The following is a 25,689-nucleotide window of genomic DNA, read 5'->3' as shown; positions in this document are numbered from 1 at the left end:
TTTCTTAGTACCCGCTATCCGTGGTCAGGATGAAATGGCCCGGCTCAACCTCGTTGTATTTCGACGGTTCTGGCGCGTATCCGATTGGATGAATGGGCGACGGGATCGGCTTGAAATTCAAGTCTTTTTCCGATTTCCGCTTGTTCGGATCCGCGATTGGAACCGCCTTCATCAGCGCCTGTGTATAGGGGTGCTGCGGGTTCTCGAACACCCGCGCGCGCGGCCCAAGTTCGACAATCCGGCCCAGATACATCACACCCACATGGTGGCTGACCCGCTCCACGACGGCCATATCGTGACTGATGAACAGGTAAGACAGGCTCAGCTCGGATTGCAGCTCCATCATCAAGTTCAGCACCTGCGCCTGCACCGACACGTCCAGCGCTGATACGGCCTCATCCGCAATGATCAGTTTTGGGTTCAAGGCCAACGCGCGGGCGATTGCAATACGCTGGCGCTGACCGCCGGACATCTCATGTGGGAAACGGCGCATGAAGCTGCGCGGCAATTGCACCTTGTCGAACAGCTGCGCAACGCGATCTTGCAGTTCCGAACCCGAAGCCACGCCGTAGTTACGCATCGGTTCGGCGACTTGGTCGACCAACTGCATCTGCGGATTGAGCGAGGCAAACGGGTCCTGAAAGATCATCTGCATATCCAGCCGCGCCTTGCGCAAACCGGATTGGTCCAGCTTCATGATATCGACGCCGTCCAGATTGACCTCACCCGCCATCGGCTCGACCAATCTAAGGATCGAGCGCCCGGCCGAGGATTTGCCACAGCCCGATTCACCCACGAGGCTGAGCGTCTGCCCTTTGTTCAGCGTGAACGAGACATCCTCAACAGCATGAACGTTTGAGATCGTACGGCGCAGCAGACCGCCTTTGACCGGGAAGCGCGTGGTCAGGTTCTTGACCGTCAGTAGTGTTTCTTCCGTGCCGGGAATCGGAGCGATGTTCTGCCCTTCAACACCAAGCAGCTTCATCGGTTCCGGCGCGGCCTTCCCCTGCATCTCACCCAGTTTCGGTACCGCAGCCAGAAGGGCCTTGGTGTAGTCATGTTGTGGATTTTCGAAAATTTCGGTGACCGGGCCCTCTTCGACCTTGTTGCCACGGAACATGACTACAACGCGGTCGGCCATCTGTGCCACAACGGCCATGTCATGGGTAATGAACATCACCGCGGTGCCCGTTTCCCGTTTCAAGCGGTCCATCAGGGCCAGAATCTCAGCCTGAATGGTCACATCCAACGCAGTCGTCGGCTCATCCGCGATCAGCAGACGCGGCTCGCATGCCATCGCCATTGCGATCACCACGCGCTGGCGCATGCCCCCTGAAAGCTCGTGCGGATACTGCTTCAACCGGCGCTCGGGTTCGGGGATTCGCACCTGGCGCAGCAGCTCCAACGCGCGTTCTTCGGCCTGCGTCTTGGACATGTCCTTGTGAATGCGCAGCCCTTCGGTCAGTTGCCGACCAACGGTAAAAACCGGGTTCAAGGCGGTCATCGGCTCCTGAAAGATCATTCCGATCTCGTTGCCGCGAATCTGTTTCATCAGATCCTGATCGGCATCGGCCAGGTCCATCTCGGCCCCGTCGCGGCGGTCAAACAGCAGCTCGCCACCGGCGATTTCGCCTCCGCCGAACTCGACAAGGCGCATCAGAGACAGCGAGGAAACCGATTTGCCCGAGCCCGATTCGCCAACAATACAAACTGTTTCACCCGGATTCACCTCGAACGAGACGTCCTCAACGCCGACGACCGGGCCGTCTTTCGTCTGAAACTCTACCCTCAGTTTTTTGATCTGGGCAATTGGTTGATCCAGCACGCGCGCGCTCCCTTTTGGGTCGTTTTGTTTTTATGGATGCCGAACGCTAAGGCGGTGAGCCAGGAAAAGTCAAACGCAATGCACGATTTCGTGACGGCAAGGCTTGCAATTTTCCTAAGTTCTGTTTCGATACCCGCGTAACCGACAACCAGCGAAGGCAGAAATCGCGTTGTGCGAAATGCAATTGCTATTTCTAACAATGCCTTAGCCACAAGTCGGCAACGCCAAATCCGCAGGCATTGCGGAGATAATCGAGACACGCAAGTGTCCAATTCGGGAGTGACTTATGAAGATCAAAACCCTTTTGCTTGGTGCGATTGCAAGCACGGCGATGGCTCCAGCGGCCTTTGCTGAGCGCGGATCGGACGGCAATGTCAGCATCATTTATTGGCAGGCTCCGTCAATCATGAACCCGTTTCTGTCGGGTGGCACAAAAGATGTTGAGGCAGCCTCGCTGGTTATCGAACCACTTGCACGCTACGACCAAGACGGGAACATGGTGCCGTATCTGGCCGCTGAAATCCCGACCGTTGAAAATGGCGGCGTCAGCGAAGACCTGACCACCATCACCTGGAAGATTGCGCCTGGCCTCACATGGTCGGACGGCACACCGTTCACCTCGGCCGACGTAGTGTTTACCGCAAACTACTGCATGGACCCCGAAGGCGGTTGTGCACAGGTGACCAAGTTTGAAGGCGTCACCGATGTCGAAGCTGTCGATGACCTAACCGTTAAGGTAACGTTCGACGCACCGACCCCCTTCCCCTACGGACCGTTTGTGGGTGGTGAAAGCCCGATCATTCAGGCCGCTCAGTTCGCTGACTGCATGGGCGCAAAAGCCCCTGAATGTACAGATCAGAACTTCAACCCGATCGGCACCGGCCCATTTGTCGTCACCGAGTTCAAGCCGAACGACGTGATCACATTTGCCGCCAACGACAACTACCGTGACCCTGCCAAACCGGCATTTGCCAGCGTGACCTTCAAAGGTGGCGGCGACGCAACAGCGGCAGGTCGTGCGGTTATGGAAACTGGCGAGTTTGACTACGCGTGGAACCTGCAGCTGGCCCCTGAGGTCATTGCGCAGATGCAGGAAGGTGGTAAAGGTACTCCGGTCGCAGGTTTTGGCCCGCTGGTCGAGCGTATCATGCTGAACCAGACCAACCCCTCGCCCGATCTGCCGGAAGGCGAGCGTTCAACAGCCGCGCATCCGCACCCATTCCTGCAGGACCCTGCCGTTTACAAAGCCATGTCCATGGCCATCGACCGCCCGCTGCTGGTGGAAATCGGCTATGGCCAAGCTGGCAAAGTAACCTGTAACTGGGTTCCGGCTCCGGCTGCGTTTAGCTCGACCTCGATGAGCTGTGACACGCAGGATATCGAAGGCGCTAAGAAGCTGCTGGATGACGCAGGCATCGTTGACACCGATGGCGACGGTATTCGTGAAAAAGACGGTGTGCCGCTGAAAATCGTCTACCAGACCTCGACCAACGCTGTGCGTCAGGACTTCCAGGCGCTGATCAAGGAATGGTGGAGCCAGATCGGAATCGAATCCGAACTGCGCAACATCAACGCATCGGTCTTCTTCGGTGGTGACCCGGGTTCGCCTGACACCTTCCAGAAGTTCTACGCCGACGTTGAGATGTACGCCAATACCTTCAACGGCACCGACCCGCAGTCCTATCTGGGCAACGGTCTGTGCGACAAGGCACCGAAGCCTGAGTCGCAGTGGCAGGGTGAGAACATCAGCCGCTTCTGCAACGAAGAGTTTGATGCCTTGCACGCCAAACTGGCTGAAACCGCGGGTCTGGAAGCCCGTGCGGAGATCGCCAAGCAGCTGAACGACATCATGGTTCAAAACGGCGGTATGATCCCGCTGGTGCACCGTGGCCGTCTGTCGGCGCATGCAAACACCCTGGGTGGTGTTGTCCTGAACGTTTGGGACAGCGAGCTGTGGAACATTGCGGACTGGTACCGCAAGACCGGTTCCTAAGCGTTATTCTTGCAATATCGCGCCCCGATCTTTATCGGGGCGCGATCATTTGCAGACCACTCCAACAAAAAGACGCATCAACAAAGGCGCCTTTGAATGCTCAACTTTACCATCAGACGACTGGTGCTGGCCGTACCCACGCTGCTGTTCATCAGCCTCGTCATTTTCCTGCTGCTCGAGCTTGCCCCAGGCGACCCGATGGCTCAGGTTCCCCTCACCGTCCCCCCCGAAGTCAAAGAGAAGATGCGCGAGGCACTTGGCCTTGGCCAGCCGATGCATATCCGGTTCTGGAAATGGATCGTGCAGTTCTTCTGGATTGAGCCGCAGGTTCTGATCGACCATATGTTTGGCACCACTTTCTCCGAAGGTGACCTGCGTGTGATTTCGTGGCAGACCCGCTCGCCAGTTATGGACATCGTCGTTCAGCGTATCCCGCAGACCCTGTGGGTTGTTGGCACCGCCTACGTGGTCGCCATTCTGATCGCGCTGCCCATCGGCATCTATTCCGCATACCGCCAGTATTCCTGGTTCGACCAGATGGGTACCTTCGTGTCGATGGTCGGCTTCTCAGTCCCGCCCTTCTTCTCGGGCGTGCTGGTGATCGTGATCTTCTCGGTCCAGCTGGGCTGGTTCCCATCGATCTATGACACGACTCACGTGGTGAATAGCTGGGATAGCTTCGTCGTACAGCTGAAGCAGATGATCATGCCGGTCATGGTACTGGCGCTGCAAATCACGGCGCAGTTGAGCCGCTTCATGCGCGCTTCAATGCTGGACAACCTCAACCAAGACTACGTTCGTACCGCCCGCGCCAAAGGGCTGAGCGAATACACGGTTGTGATGGTCCATGTCCTGCGCAACTCGATGATCCCGGTGGTTACCGTTATTGCGCTGGGTATTCCGGCCATCTTCGGCGGCGCGATCATCACCGAGCAGGTTTTCAAGGTGAACGGCATCGGCCAGTTGCTGATCGGCGCGATCCAAGCCAATGACCTGCCGATGGTGCAGACGCTGACCTTCATCTTTGCGGTGTTGATCGTTCTTTTCAACCTGATCGCTGACGTGCTGTACGGCATTCTGGACCCGAGGATTCGCTATGACTGATACTGACAAATCAGACACGCTGGTCCCCGACGAAGGATTGGCCCCTGCCTCAACCGCGCTGCCGACTGCAGGCGTGATGGACGACTTGGCCACTCCGCCCCGCAGCCAGTGGCGCGATGTGTGGGATCAGTTCAAAACCCACAAAGGCGCGATGATCGGGGCGATCTTGTTCATCTTCATCGTCGCCGGTGTGTATCTGGGGCCGTACCTCTGGAGCATTGACCCAACCCAGATCGACATCCGGTCGCGCAATCAGGGCCCCAGCTGGGCGCATCCATTCGGCACTGATCAGCTGGGCCGGGATATTCTGGCGCGGATGATGTCGGGGGGGCAGACCTCGGTCTCGGTGGGCATCACGGCTATGTTGCTGGCGCTGTTTCTGGGGTCGTTCATCGGTGTTGTCGCGGGCTTTTTCAAACGCCTCGACGGGCCGTTGATGCGCCTGACCGATCTGTTTCTGGCTCTGCCCCTTCTGCCGCTGCTGCTGGTCATGATGCTGCTGTTCCGCGAGCCTCTGTCCGCAGCATTCGGGCTGGAGCGTGGGATTTTCATCCTGATTGTCTGCGCCATCGGCATCACCTCATGGATGCCCACGGCCCGGATCGTACGCGGCGACGTGCTGGCCATCAAAGAGCGTGAGTTCGTTCTCGCGGCACGCTCCATCGGCACCAGCAACCGGCAGATCATCACGCGGCACATCCTGCCAAACGTGCTGTCTCCGATCATGGTGTCGGCAACGCTGGGGATTGCGACGGCTATCATCACCGAAAGTGCGCTGTCCTTCCTCGGGCTCGGCTTCCCGCCGGATTTCCCGACCTGGGGCCGTCTGCTTTTTGATGGTGTCGACTATCTGCAGCAATACCCCGAGCGCGTGTTCTGGCCCGGCCTAGCGATCTCGCTGACTGTTCTCAGCGTGAACTATCTTGGCGATGGCTTGCGTGACGCGCTGGATCCGCGCATTCGCGGCCGGTGATAAATCTTAGTCGGCGCGCTTTAGCGCGCCGGCACAGACCACGATCAGCACCGCCAGCGGCAGCAAGACACCAAACGCCATCCGCAGCGACAGTAATTCGGCCAGAAACCCGATCAGCGGCGGTCCGATCAACAGCCCCCCATATCCGAGTGTTGCAACACTGGCGATGGCCTGTCCCGGTGGGGTGTTTGGGTCGTTCGCTGCGCGGCTGAACGCCAAGGGCATGATCACCGAATAACCGACCCCCATCAGCGTGAACCCAACCAGCGCCAATGGCGCAGCACCAGCGGACACCACGCAGAAAACCCCTATCGCAGCAAAGACACCGCCGCCCCTCGCCGCAGCGACCGGGCCAACGCGCGCGATGAGGAAGCCGCCTGCCAAACGACACACCACCATTGCGACCGAAAAAACAGCATAACCCAAGGCTGCGACGCTCTCAGCGGCCCCAGTGACGTCGCGCAGGAATAGGGCGCTCCAATCTGCGACCGCACCTTCCCCCAACGCACCGCATAGCGCCGTGAAACCAACGAGGACCAACACCCCGGACGGGAAGGCAAACACGGCACCTTGAGACTGTTCCGCGCGGCGCGACGTCCATTGTACCCAGGACATCGCCAAGGCCAGTGCCACCACAACGCCTCCCGCAACCAGAAAATGCTGCAGAACTGTCGCATCCAACTGAACCGCTGCAAATCCACTGACCGCCCCGAGGCCGGCACCAAGGCTCCACATCGCATGAAACGAGGACATGAGCGGTTTGTCGAAGGCCTGCTCTACCTCGGCTGCCCAAGCGTTCATCGCCACGTCCATCGAGCCATGAAAGGCACCGAACAGAAACAGGAATGCCGCAAGCATGGTGAAGCTGTCGGCCAGCGCCAACAAAACCAGCGAAAATGTGTACAGCACCGCGATGATCCGCGTGATCGATACGGCCCCAAACCGGTCGGTCAATCGCCCGGTCACCGGGAAGGAGCAGACGGCACCCGCTGCCATGAACAAAAGACCATAGCCAAGCTCTTCATGGCTGAGGTTCAGATGATCGCGCACCGCCGGGATGCGAGAGGCCCAGATACCGAACAGGGCACCATTCAGCGCGAACATCGCGGTGACGGCGCGCCACGCAGCAACGACACTGATCATATTAAAGCTCCGCTTGTTTGATGCGCTTCCCCGGCTACTAGTACAACGCTACCAAACAGAGGCAAGCTCCGCTCATTCCAGCCGACGCCGAATTCTGCGGACGCCCACCCAAACGGCCAGAATGACCGGAACCGTGACCAAAGCCGTCAACATTCCCTTACTGATCCCCGCGGACGTCAGAGGATACAGCAGATAGCTGACCAGCGAGACGGCGTAGTAGCTGATGGCAACCACCGACAACCCCTCGACCGTGCGCTGCAGGCGCAGGGCCTGATCGGCACGGCGATCCATACTTTCCAGCAAGGCCTGATTCTGCGCGCTGCGTTCCACGTCCACGCGTGTTCGCAGCAGATCTCCGGCGCGGATGGCCCGGTCGGACAGAGCTTGCAAGCGCAATTCAGTCGACTTCACGGTCCGCATCGCAGGGTCATAGCGGCGCATCATGAAATCGGCAAAACTCTGCCCCCCCATGAACCGCTCTTCCCGCAAGACCTTAACGCGTTGGTTAACGATGGCCTCATAGGCGCCCGTGGCCCCAAACCGAAAAGAACAGCGTGCCGAGATCGTCTCCAACTCGGTCGAGGTTTTCAGCAGTTGCGGTAGCATATCGTCAGGATGTTTGCCGCCATCGGTCATTTCGCCCATCAGAGCGGTCAGCTTCTGATCCAATTCGCCGATGCGCGGGGTCAACGATTTGACCCGTGCAAACCCCAGCATGGACATGGCCTTGTAGGTCTCAATCTCGCACAGGCGCTGGATGATCCGTCCAACCCGGCGCTCTCCGGTTCCATCCGAGACGAACAGCGCAAACCGCATATGCCCTGCCGGGTCGATACGAAAATCGCTGGCGCAGATCGCGGCATCGTCCAAAACGCGGGACACGGCAAGGCTTTCGGGTTCGAACCAATCCGGTAGCAGGTTCCGGACGACCTCATCCTCTGGACGCGGAACAACCCGCAGCAACGCCGACGTGATCCTTTGGCCGGGACTGGCCATCATCCAATCGGGCGGGAAGACTTCAAAGTCGGCGGGGTTGAACGCCCGCTCACTCACGTTCTGAGAGATCGCAGTAAAGGTTACGAACTCAGTGTGTTGTTCCCACTTGAGCCAATAGCGTCCGATCTGCCCCGCATAGTGGGTCGCGTCGGGCTGAGGGTGCGGCGCGCCGTGGCGATCCAGCAGATTGATCAAATGCGCAATGTCGTCCTGCCGATCCCCTCCTTGCGACGGGCCGGGCTTCTTGATCGCCAGAAAGGCAACCGTGCATGGAACCTGCGCCACTGGAAAAGGTCGGGCGTGCAGTTCATTGGCTAGCCGATAGCGTAGAGGGTGGTCATCGATTGGCGTCATGCGGGGCTCCGATTCATCCGACACACTATACGGCACACCCAAAATACATCAATTCCCATTTTATTTCAGATACTTACAAGAATGCGACGGTATACATTCCAGCCAATTCATTGATTTGGCTGCCATAGCTCGATGGGATTGCCCTCGGGATCGTGAATACGGGCAAATTTGCCTACCTCGCTATCCCAATCCGGATTGGTTTCGACGGTGATCCCTGCGTCCTGTAGCTGGCGTGTCAAAGCCGCCAGATCATCAACCCGGAAATTGATCATCCACTGCTGCTCGCTTCGGCCAAAATACGCGGTATCCTGCGCGAAGGGTGCAAAGACCGTATAGCCTTCGGCCTGCTTCCAAGGGATCGGATCGTAGTGATTTACCCCAAGGTGCTTTTCATACCATTCGCTCAGGGCCTTGGGGTTCTTGGCGCGAAAAAAGACCCCGCCGATTCCGTTTACTTTCTCCATGACCTTGCTCCCACATAGTGCCCGTCAGACGTAAAATAACACATCACGCCTGCTAAATACGGCTGCAAAACTATGGAGGCACGAAGGCCAAGCCCGCTTCAAAGCAGAAAAGAAAAGGGCGCCCGCAGGCGCCCTTTGCAATTGAATTGTGCGTTTTGATCACTCGATCATCGGTAGAAGCTTGTCTAGCGATTGCTTGGCGTCGCCATAGAACATGCGCGTGTTCTCCTTGAAGAACAGCGGGTTCTCGATGCCCGAATAGCCGGTGCCCTGACCGCGCTTGGACACAAAGACCTGTTTGGCCTTCCAGCACTCCAGAACCGGCATCCCGGCAATGGGGCTGTTCGGATCCTCCTGCGCCGCAGGGTTCACGATGTCGTTTGAGCCGATGACGATGGCCACATCCGTGTCCGGGAAATCGTCATTGATCTCGTCCATCTCAAGCACGATGTCATACGGCACCTTCGCCTCGGCCAGCAGAACGTTCATGTGGCCCGGCAGACGTCCGGCAACGGGGTGGATCGCAAAGCGAACCTCTTTGCCCTTGGCGCGCAGCTTGCGGACCAGCTCGGACACCGACTGCTGTGCCTGCGCCACGGCCATGCCGTAGCCAGGGATGATGACAATGCTGTCCGCATCGTTCAGCGCAGCGGCAACGCCGTCGGCCTCAATCGCGATTTGTTCGCCTTCGACAGCCATCTGCTCACCCTGAGGGCCACCGAAGCCGCCCAGGATCACGCTGACAAAGTGACGGTTCATCGCCTTACACATGATGTAAGACAGGATCGCACCAGACGAGCCGACCAGCGCGCCAACAACGATCAGCAGGTCGTTGCCCAGCGAGAAGCCAATGGCCGCCGCAGCCCAACCCGAATACGAGTTCAGCATCGACACAACCACCGGCATGTCGGCGCCACCGATGCCCATGATCAGGTGATAGCCGATGAACAGCGCCGCCAGTGTCATCAGGACCAATGGCAGCAGACCACCCGAAGCGGTGTACCAGATCAGGCAGATCAGCGAGAGCCCCGCAGCCGCCGCGTTCAGCGCATGACCGCCGGGCAGCTTGGTCGCCGCAGACGTCACCTTGCCCGCCAGTTTGCCATAGGCCACGACCGAACCGGTAAAAGTAATCGCGCCAATGAAGATGCCCAGGAACAGCTCTACATGCAGGATCGCCAGTTCCGCCGGAGTCTTCTTGGCGATCAGCTTTGCGAATGCACCAAGGTCAGACAGGTCCGCCTGACCCGCGCTATCCTTGATCGCCATGACCTGAGCCACGTTTCCGATCTCGAAATGCGCATTGAAGCCGACGAACACGGCCGCAAGACCGACCAGCGAGTGCATCGCAGCGACCAGCTGCGGCATCTCGGTCATCTGGACGCGCTGCGCCACGTATTGACCGATCAGACCACCGCCGATGATCAACAGGATGGACAGCAGCCACAGGCCCGAACCCGGACCGACCAGCGTGGCGAAAACCGCCAGCGCCATGCCGACGATACCGTACCAGACAGCGCGTTTGGCGCTTTCTTGGTTCGACAGGCCGCCGAGCGACAGGATGAAAAGGACAGCCGCAACAACATAAGCGGCAGAAGTGAAGCCAATCATATGCCCGACCTCCTTAGGATTTCTGGAACATGGCGAGCATGCGCCGGGTTACGAGGAAGCCGCCGAAAATATTGATCCCGGCCATGAACACAGACAGTGCCGCCAGCAGAATAACCAGGAACGAACCGGACCCAATCTGCATCAACGCCCCGACGATAATGATCGACGAGATCGCGTTGGTGATCGCCATCAGCGGCGTGTGCAAGCTGTGCGCCACGCCCCAGATCACCTGGAAGCCCACAAAAATCGCCAACACAAAGACGATGAAGTGCTGCATGAAGCTGGCCGGAGCGATCAGCCCCACCAACAGCATCAACGCACCACCGACACCCAGCAAGGTGAACTGCTGCTTGGTCTGCGCCTTGAAGGCTGCGATTTCCTGCGCTTTTTTCTCTTCCGGGGTCAGTTCCTTGACCTCGGGTTTCTTCTGCGCCGCAATCGCCTGCACCTTGGGCGGAGGCGGCGGGAAGGTGATCTCACCCTCATGGGTCACGGTTGCACCGCGGATCACGTCATCTTCCATGTCGTGGTTGATCTGACCGTCCTTGTCGGGCGTCAGGTCAGACATCATGTGACGGATGTTGGTCGCGTACAGAGATGACGCCTGCGCCGCCATCCGACTGGGGAAGTCAGTGTAACCGATGATGGTCACGCCATTGTCGGTCACGATCTTCTCATCTGCGACGGTCAGCTTACAGTTGCCGCCTTTTTCCGCCGCCAAATCGACGATGACCGAGCCCGGCTTCATCGCTTCGACCATATCCTTGGTCCAAAGCTCGGGTGCTTCGCGGTTCGGGATCAGCGCGGTAGTGATCACGATGTCCATCTCGGGCGCCAGTTCGCGGAACTTGGCCAGCTGCGCTTCGCGGAATTCATCCGACTGAACCGAGGCATAACCGCCAGTGGCCGCGCCGTCCTGCTGGTCTTCTTCAAAGTCCAGATAGACAAACTCGGCCCCCATGGATTCGACCTGTTCGGCCACTTCGGGGCGTACGTCGAACGCATAGGTGATCGCGCCCAGCGACGTGGAGGTCCCAATCGCCGCCAGACCAGCCACACCGGCCCCCACGATCAGCACCTTGGCAGGCGGCACTTTACCGGCCGCCGTCACCTGACCGGTGAAGAAACGACCAAAGTTGTTGCCCGCCTCAATCACCGCACGATAACCGGCGATGTTCGCCATCGAGGACAGCGCGTCCATCTTCTGCGCACGGGAAATACGCGGAACCATCTCCATCGCGATGACATTCGCGCCTTTGGACTTGGCAGCCTCCATCCCCTCTTCGTTCCCTGCCGGGTTGAAGAAAGAGATCAGCGTCTTGCCTTTGGTCAGACGCTTCAGCTCGGTCTCATTCGGCTGGCGCACCTTGGCGACGATATCCGCAGCTTTCCAAAGCGACGCCGCGGTTTTCATAACCTCGACACCGGCCTCTTCATAAGCCGCATCAGAAAAGCCCGCCGCAGCACCGGCACCCTTTTCGATCAGGCAGTCATAGCCCAGTTTTTGCAGCTGGCGCGCCGAGTCCGGCGTCATCGCCACCCGGTTCTCACCGTCAAAAACTTCTTTTGGCGTTCCTATCTTCAACGGAGAGCCTCCTTTACTTTCGATATGTTCGCGCGAGTTCTTTGCATCTTTTGTTCAATCCCCACCTACATTGCGAAAGATTATTTCGCAACTGCAGCATTCGTTACGTTGTGTCATTGGCAGCACACCTTCAAATCCAACGCCGAGTCTTTTGCGCATAACGGGCGAAGTCAGCGCGAAACTTGCGGCGCAAGCGATCCTCTTCTGGCTCGATAAAGCGGCGTTCCAGGATCCAGACGAAAATTGGCACCAGAACCAGCGACAGCACCGCATCGAAACGCAGGATCAAACCGGTCAGGATAAGGACGTCCCCCAAATAGATTGGGTTCCGGCTGCGTTTGAAAATTCCGCTTTGCACCATGCTGGATGGGGTCTGGTGCGGCATTACCGTCGTTTGATGGCGGCGGAATTCGACAACCGCCAGAACAGCCAAAACAATACCGCCCCCGATGAGCACGCCGCTGGCAAGATCAGTCAACCACCCTTGAAGGGACAGCCCAAAGGACAGGTGTTGCGCTTGAAACCACGCGAGGCAAGCCGCCCCCAGCAACCAGATCGGAGGGATGTCGATTTTCTGCATTCGCGCTGATTACCTGTCGATATCTCTTAAAGAAAGTGTCGTTTTCGACAGTTTGTCTACCGCTTTCCGGCCTTAAGATCAAAACATCAAAAGGTCGCGGCAATTTATTTCGAAGATATGCACCGGTAGACAGCGCTTAGCGCATCCGATAGCCAACGGATACAACCAAAAATAAACAACAGGGCCCAGCCGGAATGACCGACTTCAAAGCAACTAAAGCCATGTTCGAACTGCCCGAAGGCATTCTCTATCTTGACGGCAACTCTCTGGGTCCGTTGCCAAAGGCGGTTGATGCGCGTCTGCACCAGACGGCGACGCAGGAATGGGGGCAGATGCTGATCACCGGTTGGAACAAGGCCGGATGGATGGGATTGCCCACGGGTCTGGGGGATCGCATCGGACGCCTGATCGGGGCCGAGGAAGGCAGCGTGGTGGTCGGCGATACTTTGTCGATCAAGGTCTATCAGGCCGTGGCCTCGGCGTTGGAGTTGAACCCGAACCGCAAGGTTGTGCTGTCGGACAACGGCAATTTCCCATCTGATCTCTATATGGCGGACGGATTGCTGCGCTCGCTGGGCGCAGAGTACGAATTGCGCGTCGTCGCCCCGGAAGAGGTCGCCGAAAACATCACCGAAGAGATCGCCGTTCTGATGCTGACCGAGGTCGACTATCGCACTGGCCGTATGCACGACATGAAGGCGCTGACCGAGTTGGCCCATGCCAACGGTGTGGTGACGGTTTGGGATCTGGCCCATTCCGCTGGTGCAATTCCGGTCGATCTGGCCGGGTGCAATGCCGATTTCGCGGTCGGGTGCACATACAAATACCTCAACGGCGGTCCCGGCGCGCCCGCGTTCATCTACGTCGCTCCGCGCCTGTCCGACCGAGTACGCCCGGCACTTTCGGGATGGCTGGGGCACGAAGCACCCTTTGCCTTCGATCTCGACTATCGTCCCGGTTCGGGGATCGAGAGGATGCGGGTCGGCACCCCTCCGGTCTTGCAAATGGCCGCGCTGTCTGCGGCGATGGATGTCTGGGACATGGCCGAGATGGCCGATGTCCGGGCGAAATCCATCGAACTGACCGAATTGTTCATCGCAAAGGTCGAGGCCACCTGCCCCGGCCTGATCCTCGCCAGCACACGCGATCCGGCGCAGCGGGGTAGTCAGGTCTCATTCCACTTTGCCGAAGGATATGCGGCCATGCAGGCGCTGATTGCCCGCGGCGTGATCGGAGATTTCCGCGCGCCGGACATCATGCGATTTGGCTTCACGCCACTTTATGTTGATGAAAACGACGTGGAACAGGCCGCAGAGATTCTGGCGGATATCATCACCAACAACCTGTGGGACCAGCCAGAATACAAAATCCGCCAGCGAGTTACCTGACCTCGAGCCCGGCGCCCAGCAATTCAGCCAATTGCGAGATTCGTTGCTCGAATTCAGCCGCGTTGGTTGCGGTCATCTTGACGCCCATCAGGGTCGAAGTGATGGTCTTCGCCGTCTCTTCCGGGCCGTTGGGCAGACGGACGCGTCCGGCACTGTCTTCGCGGCGCAACCAGTCGGCATAAAGCGCGGTCATCTCTTCCTCACCCTCGGCCAGAATGTCCGAGGCGGTCGATTTGCTCGTATCCAGCATCTCTCGCCCGTGGGGAGAGGTCAGTATCTCAGCCAACCCCTTGAGCTGCCCTTCAATCGCGCGCGCCAAACGCTGGGACACGCTGCCACTGCCCGACAAGGCCTGCGATACGTTTGCGGTCTTTTCGGCGTAATGCGCGCGCGTCAGGCTGCGCACGATCGCCTCTTTATTCTTGTAGTGCAAATAAACGGCCGGGCGCGACATACCCGCCCCTTTGGCGATATCGTCCATCGAGGTTTTGCGAAACCCATAGGCCGCAAATGCCTCAAGCGCCGACGCAAGAATGGCCTGTTGCCGCGGATCGTCCTGTTTTTCTGTCATGAAACCGATCTGACATTTTTCGTATAGTTTGTCAATTGACACACTGACACTTTCAGGCAATTATGTCAGAAACCGCCACAGCTACGAGAGGTGTGCCATGGCAACCGCGCTGAAGATCAACGGCAAGCAACATCAAGTTGACCTGCCCGACGACGTCCCCCTGCTTTGGGTTCTCCGGGATGAGGTCGGCCTGACCGGAACCAAATTCGGCTGCGGCGTAGCTGCTTGCGGCGCCTGCACCGTGCATATCGATGGTGAGGCCGTGCGATCGTGCCAAGTGTCGCTGTCCGATGTCTGGGGCGATGTCACTACAATCGAAGGCATCGGCTCGCCCGAGGCGATGGCCGTGATCCAGCAGGCTTGGGTGGATCATCAGGTAGCGCAATGCGGTTACTGCCAGTCTGGTCAGATCATGCAGGCGGCAGCTTTGCTTGCGGAAAACCCGACCCCAACTGACGCCGACATAGACGACGCGATGCAGGGCAACCTGTGCCGCTGTGGCACCTATCCCCGCATCCGCGCCGCAATCCAAGACGCCGCTGGCAAGTTGCAGGAGGCTTAAGAGATGGGCAAAGTTGGAAAAATTCTGCGCCGCACCTTCCTGATCGGCTCGGCCGCGATTGTCGGCGGTGTGGCCTTTGGCGGTTACTACGTCACCCGTCCCGCCCCGAACCCGCTGAAACCCGGCGAGGGTGAGGCCGCGCTGAACCCATTCATTCTGATCGACCAGAATGGCGTGACCCTGTTCGCCCCGCGTGCCGAAATGGGACAGGGCGTTAAGACGACCTGGGCTGCTTTGATCGCCGAGGAGTTGGACGTCGATCTTGACCAGATCAACGTGCTGCATGGCCCTGCTGCGGCGGCGTATTACAATTCTGCATTGGTTGGCGAAGGACTGCCGAACAAGGGCTACGACATCTCGAACTTCCAGCACAATCTGGGTGAGGCGCTGGGTGTCCTCGGCAAAGCGCTGAGCCTTCAGGTCACCGGTGGCTCGACCTCGATGAAAGACGGGTTCGCGCGGATGCGGCAGGCCGGAGCATCGGCGCGCGAGACGCTGAAGCGGGCTGCTGCCGACCGTCTGGGGGTTGACCCGTCGCAATTGCAGACTGCCTCGGGGCATGTCATCGCGCCCAATGGTGACAAGATTGCCTATACCGACCTCGCGATGGATGCGGCCGGTCTTGAGCCGGTCGAGGTGCCTCTGCGTGACCCGTCCGAATGGCGGTATCTTGGGCAGACCCAACCGCGTCTGGACATGGTTGGCAAAGCGACGGGTACTGCTGAATTCGGCGTCGATGTTCGCCTGCCCGGTATGAAATTTGCAGCCGTGCGCATGAACCCCAAGCTGGGCGGCGCGATGAACGGCTATGACGACAACGCCGCAAAAGACATGCCGGGGGTCGAACAGATCGTCGATCTGGGCACCGGCGTTGCGGTCATCGCCAACAACACATGGCTCGCCAATCAAGCGGTTGAGGCGATCGACGTGGATTGGGGGGATGCCCCCTACCCGCCGGAAACCGACGGCATCTTCGCCAAGATCGCCGAAGCGTTCGACGATTCCCCGAACTCCACGATGCGCGATGACGGCGACGTCAGCGTCACACCCGAGGGCGCAACCGAAATCACCGCCGAATACCGCCTGCCCTATCTGGCCCACGCCACGATGGAGCCGATGAACGCCACCGCGCTATATACCGGCGACGCGCTAGAACTGTGGTGCGGCAATCAGGCCCCCACTCTGATCCAATTCCGCGTGGCCAATACCGCCGGTCTGGATACGGATGCGGTGCAGATCCACACCACCTATCTGGGCGGTGGGTTTGGTCGCCGTGGGGAACTGGATTTCGGCGAAATCGCGACAAAGGTCGCCATGGCCGTTCCCGGCACTCCGGTCCAGACGACCTGGAGCCGGGAGGAAGACATGCGCCACGACTATTACCGCCCCGGCGCAATCGCTCGGCTGCGTGGCGCCGTGAGGGACGGCAAAGCGGTGCTGATCGACGGTGCGGTTGCCTCGCAATCCTGCACGCAGCAAGCGGTCGAGCGTTACACCGGGATGCCCGGCGCAGGCCCTGACAAAGTTCTGGTCGAGGGCTTCTTCAACCAACCTTATGCGGTTCCGAACTACCGGATGAGCGGCCATATCGCGAAGCTCGACGTGCCTGTTGGCTTCTGGCGCTCGGTCGGCAACAGCCATAATGGCTTTTTCCATGAAACCTTCATGGATGAGATGGCCCACGCCGCAGGCCGCGACCCGCTAGAATTCCGGCTGGAGTTGATGAAGACCGAACACGCCCCCTCGGCAGGTTGCCTTGAGGCCGTGAAAGAGATGTCTGGCTGGACGGGTCAAACTCCGGCTGGCGTCGGGCGCGGAGTGGCCTTTACCTACAGCTTTGGCACTCCGGTTGCGCAGGTGATCGAGGTGGTCGACGAAGACGGCACCATCCGCATAAACAAGGCGTGGATCGCCTGTGACATGGGTCTTGCGTTGGACCCAGAAAACGTCAAAGCGCAGATGTTCGGTGGGATGATGTACGGCCTGAGCGCCGCTTGCTACGGCGAGATCACCTTTGCCGAGGGCGAAGTCGAGCAGTTCAACTTCCCCGACTATGACGCACTTCGCATGCACACGGCTCCGCAGGTCGAAGTGCGCGTTCTCGAGACCAACCGCCATATGGGCGGCGCTGGTGAGCCCGGTACGCCCCCCTCGATGCCGGCCTTAGGTAATGCGCTGTTTGATCTGACCGGAGAACGCGCGCGAACCCTGCCGCTGATCACTCAGTTCGACCTCCTGATTTGATCGCGACGCACCGGTCCGGCATCCCCTCCCGGCCGGACCGGTGCCTAAACTTATGCTGTTTGCTGCAAAAACCGCGTGCTTGATCCTGCGGACCAGGCCTTAACGGCCGCGCCAAACGCCTCAAACAACGGGCGCGAAACCGGGTCATTCGCAGCATCCCATTCCGGGTGCCATTGGACCGAGAGAGTAAAACCCGGCGCATCTTTGACATAAATCGCCTCCGGCGTGCCATCCGGCGCGTGGCCGTCGATCACGACATTCTGGCCTACGGCTTTGATCCCCTGACCGTGCAGCGTATTGGTCATCACCTCGCGCGCACCAAACAGCCGGTGGAACACGCCGCCTTCGTTCAGAGTTACGACGTGGCGCAGGGCGAACTTCTCCTCAAGTGTTCCATCCGGTGGCATCCGGTGGTTCTGCCGCCCCGGAAGGTCGCGAATCTCGGGATAGAGCGTCCCGCCCATCGCAACGTTAACCTCCTGAAACCCCCGGCAAATTCCAAAGAACGGCTGGCCGCGCTCAACACAGGCGCGCACCAGCGGCAGTGTGACCGCATCGCGCGCCCGATCGAAATCGCCATGCGCTTCGGTAGGCGGCTCACCGTATTCTTCGGGGTGAACATTCGGTCGACCGCCCGTCAGAAGAAATCCGTCGCACGCGTCCAGCAATTCCTCGACCGAGACGTAACGTGGATCAGCAGGGATCAGCAGTGGCAAACATCCCGAAACATTCGCAACGGCATCCGAATTCATCGTGCCACCGGCATGCGTCGGGTAATTGTCATTCATCAAGTAAGAGTTGCCGATGATACCGACGACGGGTCGAGACATTCTGCTTTCCCAATTTGTTTCCAAAACGTGTGGAAAAGCTATCGGCAGGGACAACAGCGCGCAATAGCACAAGCCCTGTGTGTCAGCGCAAGTACCTGTTCAATGTCGCACATCTATTCAACCGACGGGACATTGTCACAATCGGACTCCCATTGCCCGCTAAACGTGCAATGCAAAAAGTCCAGTTTGGGTGAAAGAGCCTGCGCAGGCTCTCTCCATCTTCAAGGAAATCAGCTTTCGCCGACAAGGTTCGCGGCTTCGATCCCTGCCATCGCAGCAAGCACGTCATTGTCCGAGGTGTCGCCTGTCACTCCAACGGCGCCAATCACGGCACCTTTCTTGTCGCGCAACAGCACACCGCCCGGCACAGGAACCACCTGCCCGCCATAGACGCCGTTCACCGCTGCCATGAAATAGGCCTGCGCTTCGGCCCGCTGCATCTGCGCCGTCCCGGCCATACCCAACATGACAGAGCCATATGCTTTGCCCTGCGCAATTCCAAACCGTCCGGGGGCCGCGCCATCTTCGCGCTCGAACGCAATGACATGACCGCCTGCATCCAGCACAACGACCGAAAGCGGTTTCAACTCCAACCGGCGCCCCTCTTCCAGAGCTTTACGAATGATGGTGCGCGCCTTGCGCAAGGAAATTGCCATCCCTGATCCCTTTCATCTGGCTAAAAATATTCTCGGGGGAGCGCGAGGGGGCAGACAGCCCCCTCGTTCCCGTCCTATCCACTTAACCTAAGCTGGCTTTCAACTCCAAACGGCGGGCATGCAGGACCGGCTCGGTATAGCCCGACGGTTGCGCACGACCCTTGAACACCAGATCGCAGGCTGCTTGGAAAGCAATGCCATCAAAGCCGGGTGCCATCGGATGATAGGCTGCGTCACCTTCGTTCTGACGGTCCACAACGGCTGCCATCTTCTGCATCGCCGCCATCACCTGTTCTTCGCTGACGACACCGTGGTGCAACCAATTGGCCAGCGCCTGGCTGGAAATCCGACAGGTCGCACGGTCCTCCATCAAGCCAATGTCATTGAGGTCCGGCACTTTCGAGCATCCAACACCCTGATCGACCCAACGCACGACATAGCCGAGAATACCCTGCGCGTTGTTCTCGATCTCACGGGTGATCTCATCATCGCTGAGGTTGCGTCCACCCAGCATCGGAACGGTCAGCAAATCCTCCAACGTGCCACGCGCGCCACCGGCGGCCAGCTCATCCTGACGGGCCAGAACGTCGACCTTATGATAATGCGTGGCATGCAAAGTCGCAGCGGTTGGCGAGGGAACCCATGCGCAAGTGGCACCTGATTGCGGATGGCCGATCTTGGCCTCCAGCATATCGCCCATGCGATCGGGCATGGCCCACATACCTTTACCAATCTGCGCCTTGCCTTTCAGGCCGCAGGCCAGACCTATATCAACGTTGCGATCCTCGTAGGACGCGATCCATGGTGTGTTCTTGATGTCGCCCTTGGGCAGCATCGGGCCTGCCTCCATCGAGGTGTGGATCTCGTCCCCAGTCCGATCAAGGAAGCCGGTGTTGATGAAGGCCACGCGCGATTTCGCGGCCCGGATACATTCCTTGAGGTTGGCCGAGGTGCGGCGTTCCTCATCCATGATACCCAGCTTCACGGTGTTGCGCGGCAGGCCCAGGATGTCTTCGACCATGTCGAAAATCTCGACCGAGAAGGCGACCTCTTCGGGGCCATGCATCTTTGGCTTCACCACATAGACCGACCCGGTGACCGAGTTGCCGCCGTCGCGCGCCAGATCGTGCATGGCGATCAACGTGGTGCAGAGCGCATCCATGAGGCCCTCGCCGATCTCGTTGCCCTCGGCATCCAGAACGGCCGGGTTGGTCATCAGATGGCCCACATTGCGTACCAGCATCAGCGAGCGGCCTTTCAGACGCGCCTCTGCTCCGTTCACGTCCGTGAAGTCCAGATCAGCCGCCAACCGGCGGGTAAATGTCTTGCCGGATTTGCTGACCTCTTCGGTCAGGTCACCTTTCATCAGACCCAGCCAGTTGCCATAGGCAACAACCTTGTCAGCGGCGTCTACGCAGGCCACGGAGTCCTCGCAATCCATGATCGTCGACAACGCAGACTCGAGCCGCAAGTCCGAGATGTTGGCCGGATCAGCAGCGCCAATCGCGCTGATTGGGTCGATCATGATCTGAATGTGAAGACCGTTGTTTTTCAACAGAACGAACTCAGGCTTTTCAGCCGCGCCGCCATGACCCACAAAGCTGGAGGCGTCCGCCAGCGCAGGAACCAAAGCGCCTGCCTCAACGCTCAGCTTCGTGACATCCGCCCAGGATCCGCTGATCAACGGCACAGCATCGTCGAGAAACGCCTTGGCCCACGCAATGACACGCGCGCCGCGGGCAGCATCGTAGCCGCCGCCCGCAGGCAGATCGCCCATCGCATCCGTGCCATAGAGGGCGTCATACAAGCTACCCCAACGGGCATTGGCGGCGTTCAGAGCAAAGCGCGCATTGGTGATTGGCACAACCAGCTGAGGACCGGGCGTTGCGGCGATCTCGGGGTCGACATTGGCGGTTTCGATCTGGAAGTCTTCGCCCTCTTCGACCAGATACCCGATCTCGTGCAGGAACGCTTGACAAGCATCGGCGTCGTGGTCCTGACCTTTGCGACCCAGGTGCCATGCATCCAATTGGTCCTGAATCTCTTTGCGTTTGGCAAGGAAGGCGCGGTTCTTGGGCCCCAGTTCGGATACCATCCGCGACAGGCCATTCCAGAAGGTCTCGGCGGTGACACCGGTGCCGGGCAAAGCCCGACCTTCGATGAATGCGACCAGAACCGGATCGACCTGAAGTCCGCTGCGTGTCTGTCTGCTGGCCATTTTCTTCCTCTCCCACGAATGTACGCCACTGTATGCCGCCAGCATGTAGAGCGAAAGTTTCCGATAGGCAACGTATGCCGCTACGTTCTGGTAAGAAAATCTTACCAAAATGGCAAAACAACGCCGGAGACAGCGAATACAGGCGGCTTGCAGCCCTGCCGCGATGCCCCTAACGTCGCCCTCGACCCAAGTTTTGCGAGGCCCCCGATGCGCGACGCCGCCCCCACCACCATCTATCTGAAAGACTACACCCCGTTCGGGTATCTGGTGGACAATGTGCATCTGACGTTTGACCTGGCAGCAAATGCCACCCGCGTCACATCCCGCATTGCCTTTCGTCCGAATCCAGAGGCCAGCGATCGCACGTTTTTTTTGCATGGCGAGCAACTGAAGCTGATCCGCGCCTCCATCGACGGTGCCGAAGTGTCCCCCACAATCACGCCCGAGGGGCTGACGATTGCCGCCCCCGACGCCCCCTTTGTCTGGGAGGCGGAGGTTGAGATCGACCCCGGCAATAACACCGCGCTTGAAGGGCTTTATATGTCGAACGGCATGTATTGCACCCAGTGCGAGGCCGAGGGATTCCGCAAGATCACCTACTACCCGGACCGCCCCGACGTGATGTCAACCTTCACGGTGCGTATCAATGGCGACCTTCCGGTGCTGCTGTCCAACGGCAACCCGTCCGGCAAGGGCGAAGGGTGGGCCGAATGGACGGATCCGTGGCCCAAACCCGCCTACCTGTTTGCTCTGGTCGCCGGAGACCTGATCGCGCATCCGGGCCAGTTCACCACCATGTCCGGTCGCGATGTCGAACTGAACCTATGGGTTCGCCCCGGCGATGAAGGCAAATGTGCCTTCGGGATGGAGGCGCTGAAGAAGTCCATGAAATGGGATGAGGACGTCTACGGCCGCGAATACGATCTGGACGTGTTCAACATCGTAGCCGTGGATGATTTCAATATGGGCGCGATGGAGAACAAGGGGCTGAACATCTTCAACTCTTCAGCCGTTCTGGCCAGCCCGGAAACCTCGACCGATGTGAATTTCGAACGGATCGAGGCGATCATCGCGCATGAGTATTTCCACAACTGGACCGGCAACCGCATCACCTGCCGCGACTGGTTTCAGCTGTGCCTCAAAGAGGGCCTGACCGTTTTCCGCGATGCGCAATTCACCTCGGACATGCGCTCGGCACCGGTCAAGCGCATCCACGACGCCATCGACCTGCGCGCACGGCAGTTCCCCGAGGACAATGGCCCGCTATCGCACCCCGTCCGGCCCGAGAGTTTTCAGGAAATCAATAACTTCTACACCTCAACCGTCTATGAGAAAGGTGCCGAGGTCATCGGCATGTTGAAACGTCTGGTCGGGGATGAGGCCTATAGCAAGGCGCTGGATCTCTATTTTGACCGTCATGACGGGCAGGCCTGTACGATCGAGGATTGGCTGCAAGTCTTCGAGGACACAACAGGCCGCGACCTGAGCCAGTTCAAACGTTGGTACAGCCAGTCTGGCACCCCGCGCGTTTCCGTGACCGAGGATTGGGCGGATGGCGACTATACGCTGACGCTGAGCCAACGCACCGACCCGACTCCGGGACAAGAGGATAAGCAGCCTCAGGTCATTCCCGTCGCTGTCGGCTTGCTGGGCCCGAACGGAGACGAGGTCCAAGCAACCGAAGTGCTAGAGCTGACCGAGGCCGAGCAGAGCTTTTCCTTCACCGGTCTCTCTGCCAAACCCGTGCCCTCAATCCTGCGTGATTTCTCGGCCCCTGTGATTCTTGAACATGACACGTCGAATGCTGAGCGCGCCTTTCTGCTGGCCCATGACACCGATCCGTTCAACCGCTGGCAGGCCGGGCGCTCGCTGGCCGAGGACACTCTGCTGCGCATGATCACCGAAGAGGCGACGCCGGATTCCGACTATCTGGATGGTCTGTTGGCTGTGCTGCGCGATGAGACACTAGACCCGGCCTATCGGGCCTTGATGCTGGGCATTCCGACCCAATCCGAACTGGCCGCCGCCCTACATGACAAGGGCGTCACACCCGATCCGATGGCCATTTGGACGGCTGTTGAGACTCTCCGTCAAGCCACTGCGCAACACGTACAGGATCTTCTGCCCAAGCTGCACAGCGAAACACTTGTGGACGCCTCCTACCAACCGGATGCGGCGCAATCCGGCAAACGTGCACTGGGCGGAGCGGCACTGGCTCTCAGTTCGCGGCTGGACGGCGGCAGCAAGGCGGCAGACGCGTACCAAACGGCCGACAATATGACCCTGCAACTAACCGCCCTGTCCTGCCTGCTGCGTGCGGGCAAAGGTGAGGCGCAACTGAGTGCCTTCTACGAACAGTGGAAAGATGACCGGCTGGTGATCGACAAATGGTTTGGTTTACAGGTCTCGATGGCCGCCCCTCAGACCACGGTCGAGGCCGCACGCACCCTGACAGAGCATCCTGATTTCAATTGGAAAAACCCCAACCGGTTCCGTGCCTTGATAGGATCGCTGGCCATGAACCATGCGGGGTTCCATCAGGCAGACGGAGCGGGCTATGCCCTGCTTGCCGACTGGCTGATCCGGTTGGATCCGGTGAACCCGCAGACCACAGCGCGTATGTGTTCGGCGTTCCAGACGTGGAAGCGATATGACGCCGACCGTCAGGCGCTGATGCGCGCGCAGCTGCGCCGGATCGCCGACACGCCCGACCTGTCACGCGACACGACCGAGATGGTCTCGCGCATCCTCGGCGCATGACCTCGTTCAGCTTTAAACGGCAAAACCGGAACCCACGTGTGGTGATCTTGCTGATCTGCATCTATGCGGTGCTGATCGGCCTGATCATTTTCCTGAACGCGGCCTGGTGGTTGATGGGGTTGCTCGCGCTGGCAACACTCCCGGCGGTCTGGGATATTGTGAAAGACACCAGTGCCGGGGTCGAACTGACCGGTGAGAAACTATGCTGGTTCACCGGCCAACGCAGCGGCGAACTGGACCTGTCCGAGGTTGACCGATTCCGATTTGACACCCGCTGGGATTTCTCGGTTCGCGTTTCAGCGGTGCTGAAATCGGACAAGCGCGTCCGCCTACCGGATGAGTCGCTGCCACCACACAAAGAGTTCGAAGACGTGTTGCAGCAGGCGGGATTTACCGTTGAGCGTCATCATTTTAGGGTTTTTTGAAACAATACCAAGCCCATCGGCTAATTGATCACACCTCGGACTTGCGCGCGCAACGACTCCTTGAAATAGACACAGTTTTTGGCAAACTGGACGCGTTACACGTTTGTTACAGTTCGAGTTTTGCCATGTTTCGGTCTTTCAGGGCGGCTGCCGCCCGTATTTTCGGCTCTTCCAGTCCCACCTCTACGCCTTTGCCTGCGTCGGTCGCGGATGCAACCGCGTGGCTTGTCGCCTCGGGGCAGTTGAACATCCCGATCGCGGAAACAGATGACACCGCCGGACATCAGGTGATCGAACGCGGGCGCCATCTGGCGCGTCAGGATATGTGGGTCGAACTCTCGCAAGAGATGCGTGCCGCGGATGAAACACGCGAAACAACACTCTGCGGCCAGCCAGTTGCTGATCTGTTGGGTTTCGGGGCACGCGCGGATGTTGTACTGGCTGCAGAACATGCCCTTTCAGATGGCAGAACTCAGTCGGACTATGACTTTCTGGCGGGTATCTCTGAACTGGAAGGTGAGATTCAGAGCCACCCCGATGACCCGATGATCGCCCTTGTGGTGGCATTGGCTCATATTGATTTAGCCTGGGCATGGCGCGGGACATCGGACCCCAAAGACCTGCCCGCACTGCATCAATCCCGTTGCGCCGCGCATTTCGACCGCGCTGCCGATTTGCTGAAGGACTGCCGCTCTGCCATGCCGAATAGCCCAGCGATTGCCGCTGCGGATTGCGCCCTACTGGCGGGCCATGTCAGCCCACGCACCCGTGTGGCAGACAAATACGAAGAGCTGATCACGCTTGACCCGCAAAACCATCGCCACATGCGCGCAATGGGCAGCCATCTGTTGCCACGCAGGTTCGGGACCTACGATCAGCTGGAAGTTCAAGCCCTGCGAAACGCCGCGCGCACTCAAAAGACCTGGGGCGCTGGCGGCTATACCTGGGTTCAGTTCGATGCCATCGCATTGGATGACGAAGCCTGCGCGCGTGTGGATGTCGAGTATTTTCTGGAAGGCCTGCACGACATCGTTGAACGCCGCCCTGACCAGCAGACGATCAACCTGTTGGCGGCCTATTGTTCGGTCACGCTGCAAAACGGGATGGGCCGCAACCTTAAGGCCGACATCGCCCGTAAACAGATTTGCGAGGCTGCAAACTGGTTGATCCGCGATCACTTGACCGAGCTGCACCCCCTGATCTGGGCCCATGCGGCGAACGGGTTCAGCAACAGCTTGCGCGTCAACTCGACCGAGCGCTTCGCTGCCCGTGGCCGCCGAGATGCCTTGCGTGCGATCGCCGATCAATTGCGCGACGAACTTCGCAATGGTCAAAGCGTGACCTTCACGCCGACAGGGTTGCAAGTCTCAGGGAACTAACCCCTTGCCCCTTTGGCGCGCCGGGCCT

Annotated in this window: 20 protein-coding genes; 9 read left to right on the top strand and 11 right to left on the bottom strand. The window is 59.2% G+C overall.

Annotated elements, in window-relative coordinates; genetic code table 11:
- Nucleotides 1-4 precede the first annotated feature (4 nt).
- Nucleotides 5-1,825 (bottom strand): ABC transporter ATP-binding protein, encoded by a 1,821-nt coding sequence (locus ACP15L_RS16330; RefSeq protein WP_425084995.1) that lies wholly within the window; start codon nt 1,823-1,825, stop codon nt 5-7.
- A 286-nt stretch (nt 1,826-2,111) separates the two neighbouring features.
- Between ACP15L_RS16330 and ACP15L_RS16325 the strand changes: the two genes are divergently transcribed.
- The 3 genes from ACP15L_RS16325 to ACP15L_RS16315 all read left to right on the top strand — a co-directional run bounded on the left by ACP15L_RS16325 (nt 2,112) and on the right by ACP15L_RS16315 (nt 5,895).
- Nucleotides 2,112-3,818 (top strand): peptide ABC transporter substrate-binding protein, encoded by a 1,707-nt coding sequence (locus tag ACP15L_RS16325; RefSeq protein ID WP_170375081.1) that lies wholly within the window; start codon nt 2,112-2,114, stop codon nt 3,816-3,818.
- Between the two features lie 96 nt (nt 3,819-3,914).
- The gene (locus ACP15L_RS16320) at nt 3,915-4,922 is read left to right on the top strand and encodes an ABC transporter permease (RefSeq protein ID WP_170375080.1); all 1,008 of its coding nucleotides are present in this window, start codon (nt 3,915-3,917) and stop codon (nt 4,920-4,922) included.
- A complete protein-coding gene (locus tag ACP15L_RS16315; RefSeq protein WP_425084994.1) occupies nt 4,915-5,895 on the top strand; it encodes an ABC transporter permease in 981 nt (326 codons plus the stop codon). Before ACP15L_RS16320 ends, ACP15L_RS16315 begins: the two co-directional genes overlap by 8 nt.
- Nucleotides 5,896-5,901: 6 nt before the next feature.
- On the opposite strand, the gene ACP15L_RS16310 is transcribed toward ACP15L_RS16315, so the two are convergent.
- The 6 genes from ACP15L_RS16310 to ACP15L_RS16285 form a co-directional block, all read right to left on the bottom strand.
- Nucleotides 5,902-7,038 carry an MFS transporter gene (locus ACP15L_RS16310; protein ID WP_425084993.1) on the bottom strand — a complete coding sequence of 379 codons (1,137 nt, stop codon included), beginning with the start codon at nt 7,036-7,038 and terminating at the stop codon, nt 5,902-5,904.
- 72 nt (nt 7,039-7,110) lie between these two features.
- On the bottom strand, nt 7,111-8,388 hold the full coding sequence (locus ACP15L_RS16305; protein ID WP_425084992.1) for a DUF3422 family protein: 1,278 nt from the start codon (nt 8,386-8,388) through the stop codon (nt 7,111-7,113).
- A 107-nt stretch (nt 8,389-8,495) separates the two neighbouring features.
- On the bottom strand, nt 8,496-8,852 hold the full coding sequence (locus ACP15L_RS16300; protein ID WP_425084991.1) for a VOC family protein: 357 nt from the start codon (nt 8,850-8,852) through the stop codon (nt 8,496-8,498).
- A 159-nt stretch (nt 8,853-9,011) separates the two neighbouring features.
- Nucleotides 9,012-10,463, bottom strand: coding sequence for an NAD(P)(+) transhydrogenase (Re/Si-specific) subunit beta (locus tag ACP15L_RS16295; protein WP_170554271.1), 1,452 nt, complete (start codon nt 10,461-10,463; stop codon nt 9,012-9,014).
- 13 nt (nt 10,464-10,476) lie between these two features.
- Nucleotides 10,477-12,048: a Re/Si-specific NAD(P)(+) transhydrogenase subunit alpha gene (locus tag ACP15L_RS16290; RefSeq protein WP_425084990.1), complete on the bottom strand. Its 1,572-nt coding sequence runs from the start codon at nt 12,046-12,048 to the stop codon at nt 10,477-10,479.
- A gap of 130 nt (nt 12,049-12,178) precedes the next feature.
- The gene (locus ACP15L_RS16285) at nt 12,179-12,628 is read right to left on the bottom strand and encodes a methyltransferase family protein (protein ID WP_170660679.1); all 450 of its coding nucleotides are present in this window, start codon (nt 12,626-12,628) and stop codon (nt 12,179-12,181) included.
- Between the two features lie 194 nt (nt 12,629-12,822).
- On the opposite strand from ACP15L_RS16285, the gene kynU reads away from it, so the two are divergent.
- Complete coding sequence (kynU, locus tag ACP15L_RS16280) at nt 12,823-14,016, top strand: kynureninase (RefSeq protein ID WP_425084989.1); 1,194 nt, start codon at nt 12,823-12,825, stop codon at nt 14,014-14,016.
- Here kynU and ACP15L_RS16275 read toward each other — a convergent pair.
- Nucleotides 14,009-14,587, bottom strand: coding sequence for a TetR/AcrR family transcriptional regulator (locus ACP15L_RS16275; protein ID WP_425084988.1), 579 nt, complete (start codon nt 14,585-14,587; stop codon nt 14,009-14,011). The two genes, kynU and ACP15L_RS16275, sit on opposite strands and share 8 nt — an antisense overlap.
- Before the next feature lie 97 nt (nt 14,588-14,684).
- Here ACP15L_RS16275 and ACP15L_RS16270 point away from each other — a divergent pair, with 97 nt between their 5' ends.
- Complete coding sequence (locus tag ACP15L_RS16270; protein ID WP_170461012.1) at nt 14,685-15,149, top strand: (2Fe-2S)-binding protein; 465 nt, start codon at nt 14,685-14,687, stop codon at nt 15,147-15,149.
- Nucleotides 15,150-15,152: 3 nt separating this feature from the next.
- Nucleotides 15,153-17,393, top strand: coding sequence for a molybdopterin cofactor-binding domain-containing protein (locus ACP15L_RS16265; protein ID WP_425084987.1), 2,241 nt, complete (start codon nt 15,153-15,155; stop codon nt 17,391-17,393).
- Nucleotides 17,394-17,443: 50 nt separating this feature from the next.
- Here the strand turns inward: ACP15L_RS16265 and ACP15L_RS16260 are convergent, their stop codons facing one another.
- The 3 genes from ACP15L_RS16260 to ACP15L_RS16250 form a co-directional block, all read right to left on the bottom strand.
- Entirely contained in the window at nt 17,444-18,223 is a 780-nt protein-coding gene (locus tag ACP15L_RS16260; protein WP_425084986.1) for a gamma-glutamyl-gamma-aminobutyrate hydrolase family protein, read from the bottom strand.
- Nucleotides 18,224-18,453: 230 nt separating this feature from the next.
- Nucleotides 18,454-18,879, bottom strand: a complete 426-nt coding sequence (locus ACP15L_RS16255) for a heme-binding protein (protein WP_170483737.1) — start codon at nt 18,877-18,879, stop codon at nt 18,454-18,456.
- A gap of 82 nt (nt 18,880-18,961) precedes the next feature.
- Entirely contained in the window at nt 18,962-21,097 is a 2,136-nt protein-coding gene (locus ACP15L_RS16250) for a malate synthase G (protein ID WP_425084985.1), read from the bottom strand.
- Nucleotides 21,098-21,304: 207 nt separating this feature from the next.
- On the opposite strand from ACP15L_RS16250, the gene pepN reads away from it, so the two are divergent.
- The 3 genes from pepN (at nt 21,305) to ACP15L_RS16235 (ending at nt 25,661) form a co-directional block, all read left to right on the top strand.
- Nucleotides 21,305-23,857, top strand: coding sequence for an aminopeptidase N (pepN, locus tag ACP15L_RS16245; protein ID WP_425084984.1), 2,553 nt, complete (start codon nt 21,305-21,307; stop codon nt 23,855-23,857).
- Complete coding sequence (locus ACP15L_RS16240) at nt 23,854-24,282, top strand: hypothetical protein (RefSeq protein ID WP_425084983.1); 429 nt, start codon at nt 23,854-23,856, stop codon at nt 24,280-24,282. Before pepN ends, ACP15L_RS16240 begins: the two co-directional genes overlap by 4 nt.
- A 125-nt stretch (nt 24,283-24,407) precedes the next feature.
- Nucleotides 24,408-25,661, top strand: coding sequence for a hypothetical protein (locus tag ACP15L_RS16235; protein WP_425084982.1), 1,254 nt, complete (start codon nt 24,408-24,410; stop codon nt 25,659-25,661).
- The last annotated feature ends 28 nt before the right edge of the window (nt 25,662-25,689 follow it).

The sequence above is a fragment of the Ruegeria profundi genome (genome assembly GCF_049800715.1).
GTDB lineage: Bacteria > Pseudomonadota > Alphaproteobacteria > Rhodobacterales > Rhodobacteraceae > Ruegeria > Ruegeria profundi_A.
The sequence above is the reverse complement of the archived record's forward strand: the minus strand, read 5'-3'. Positions and strand labels throughout refer to the sequence as shown.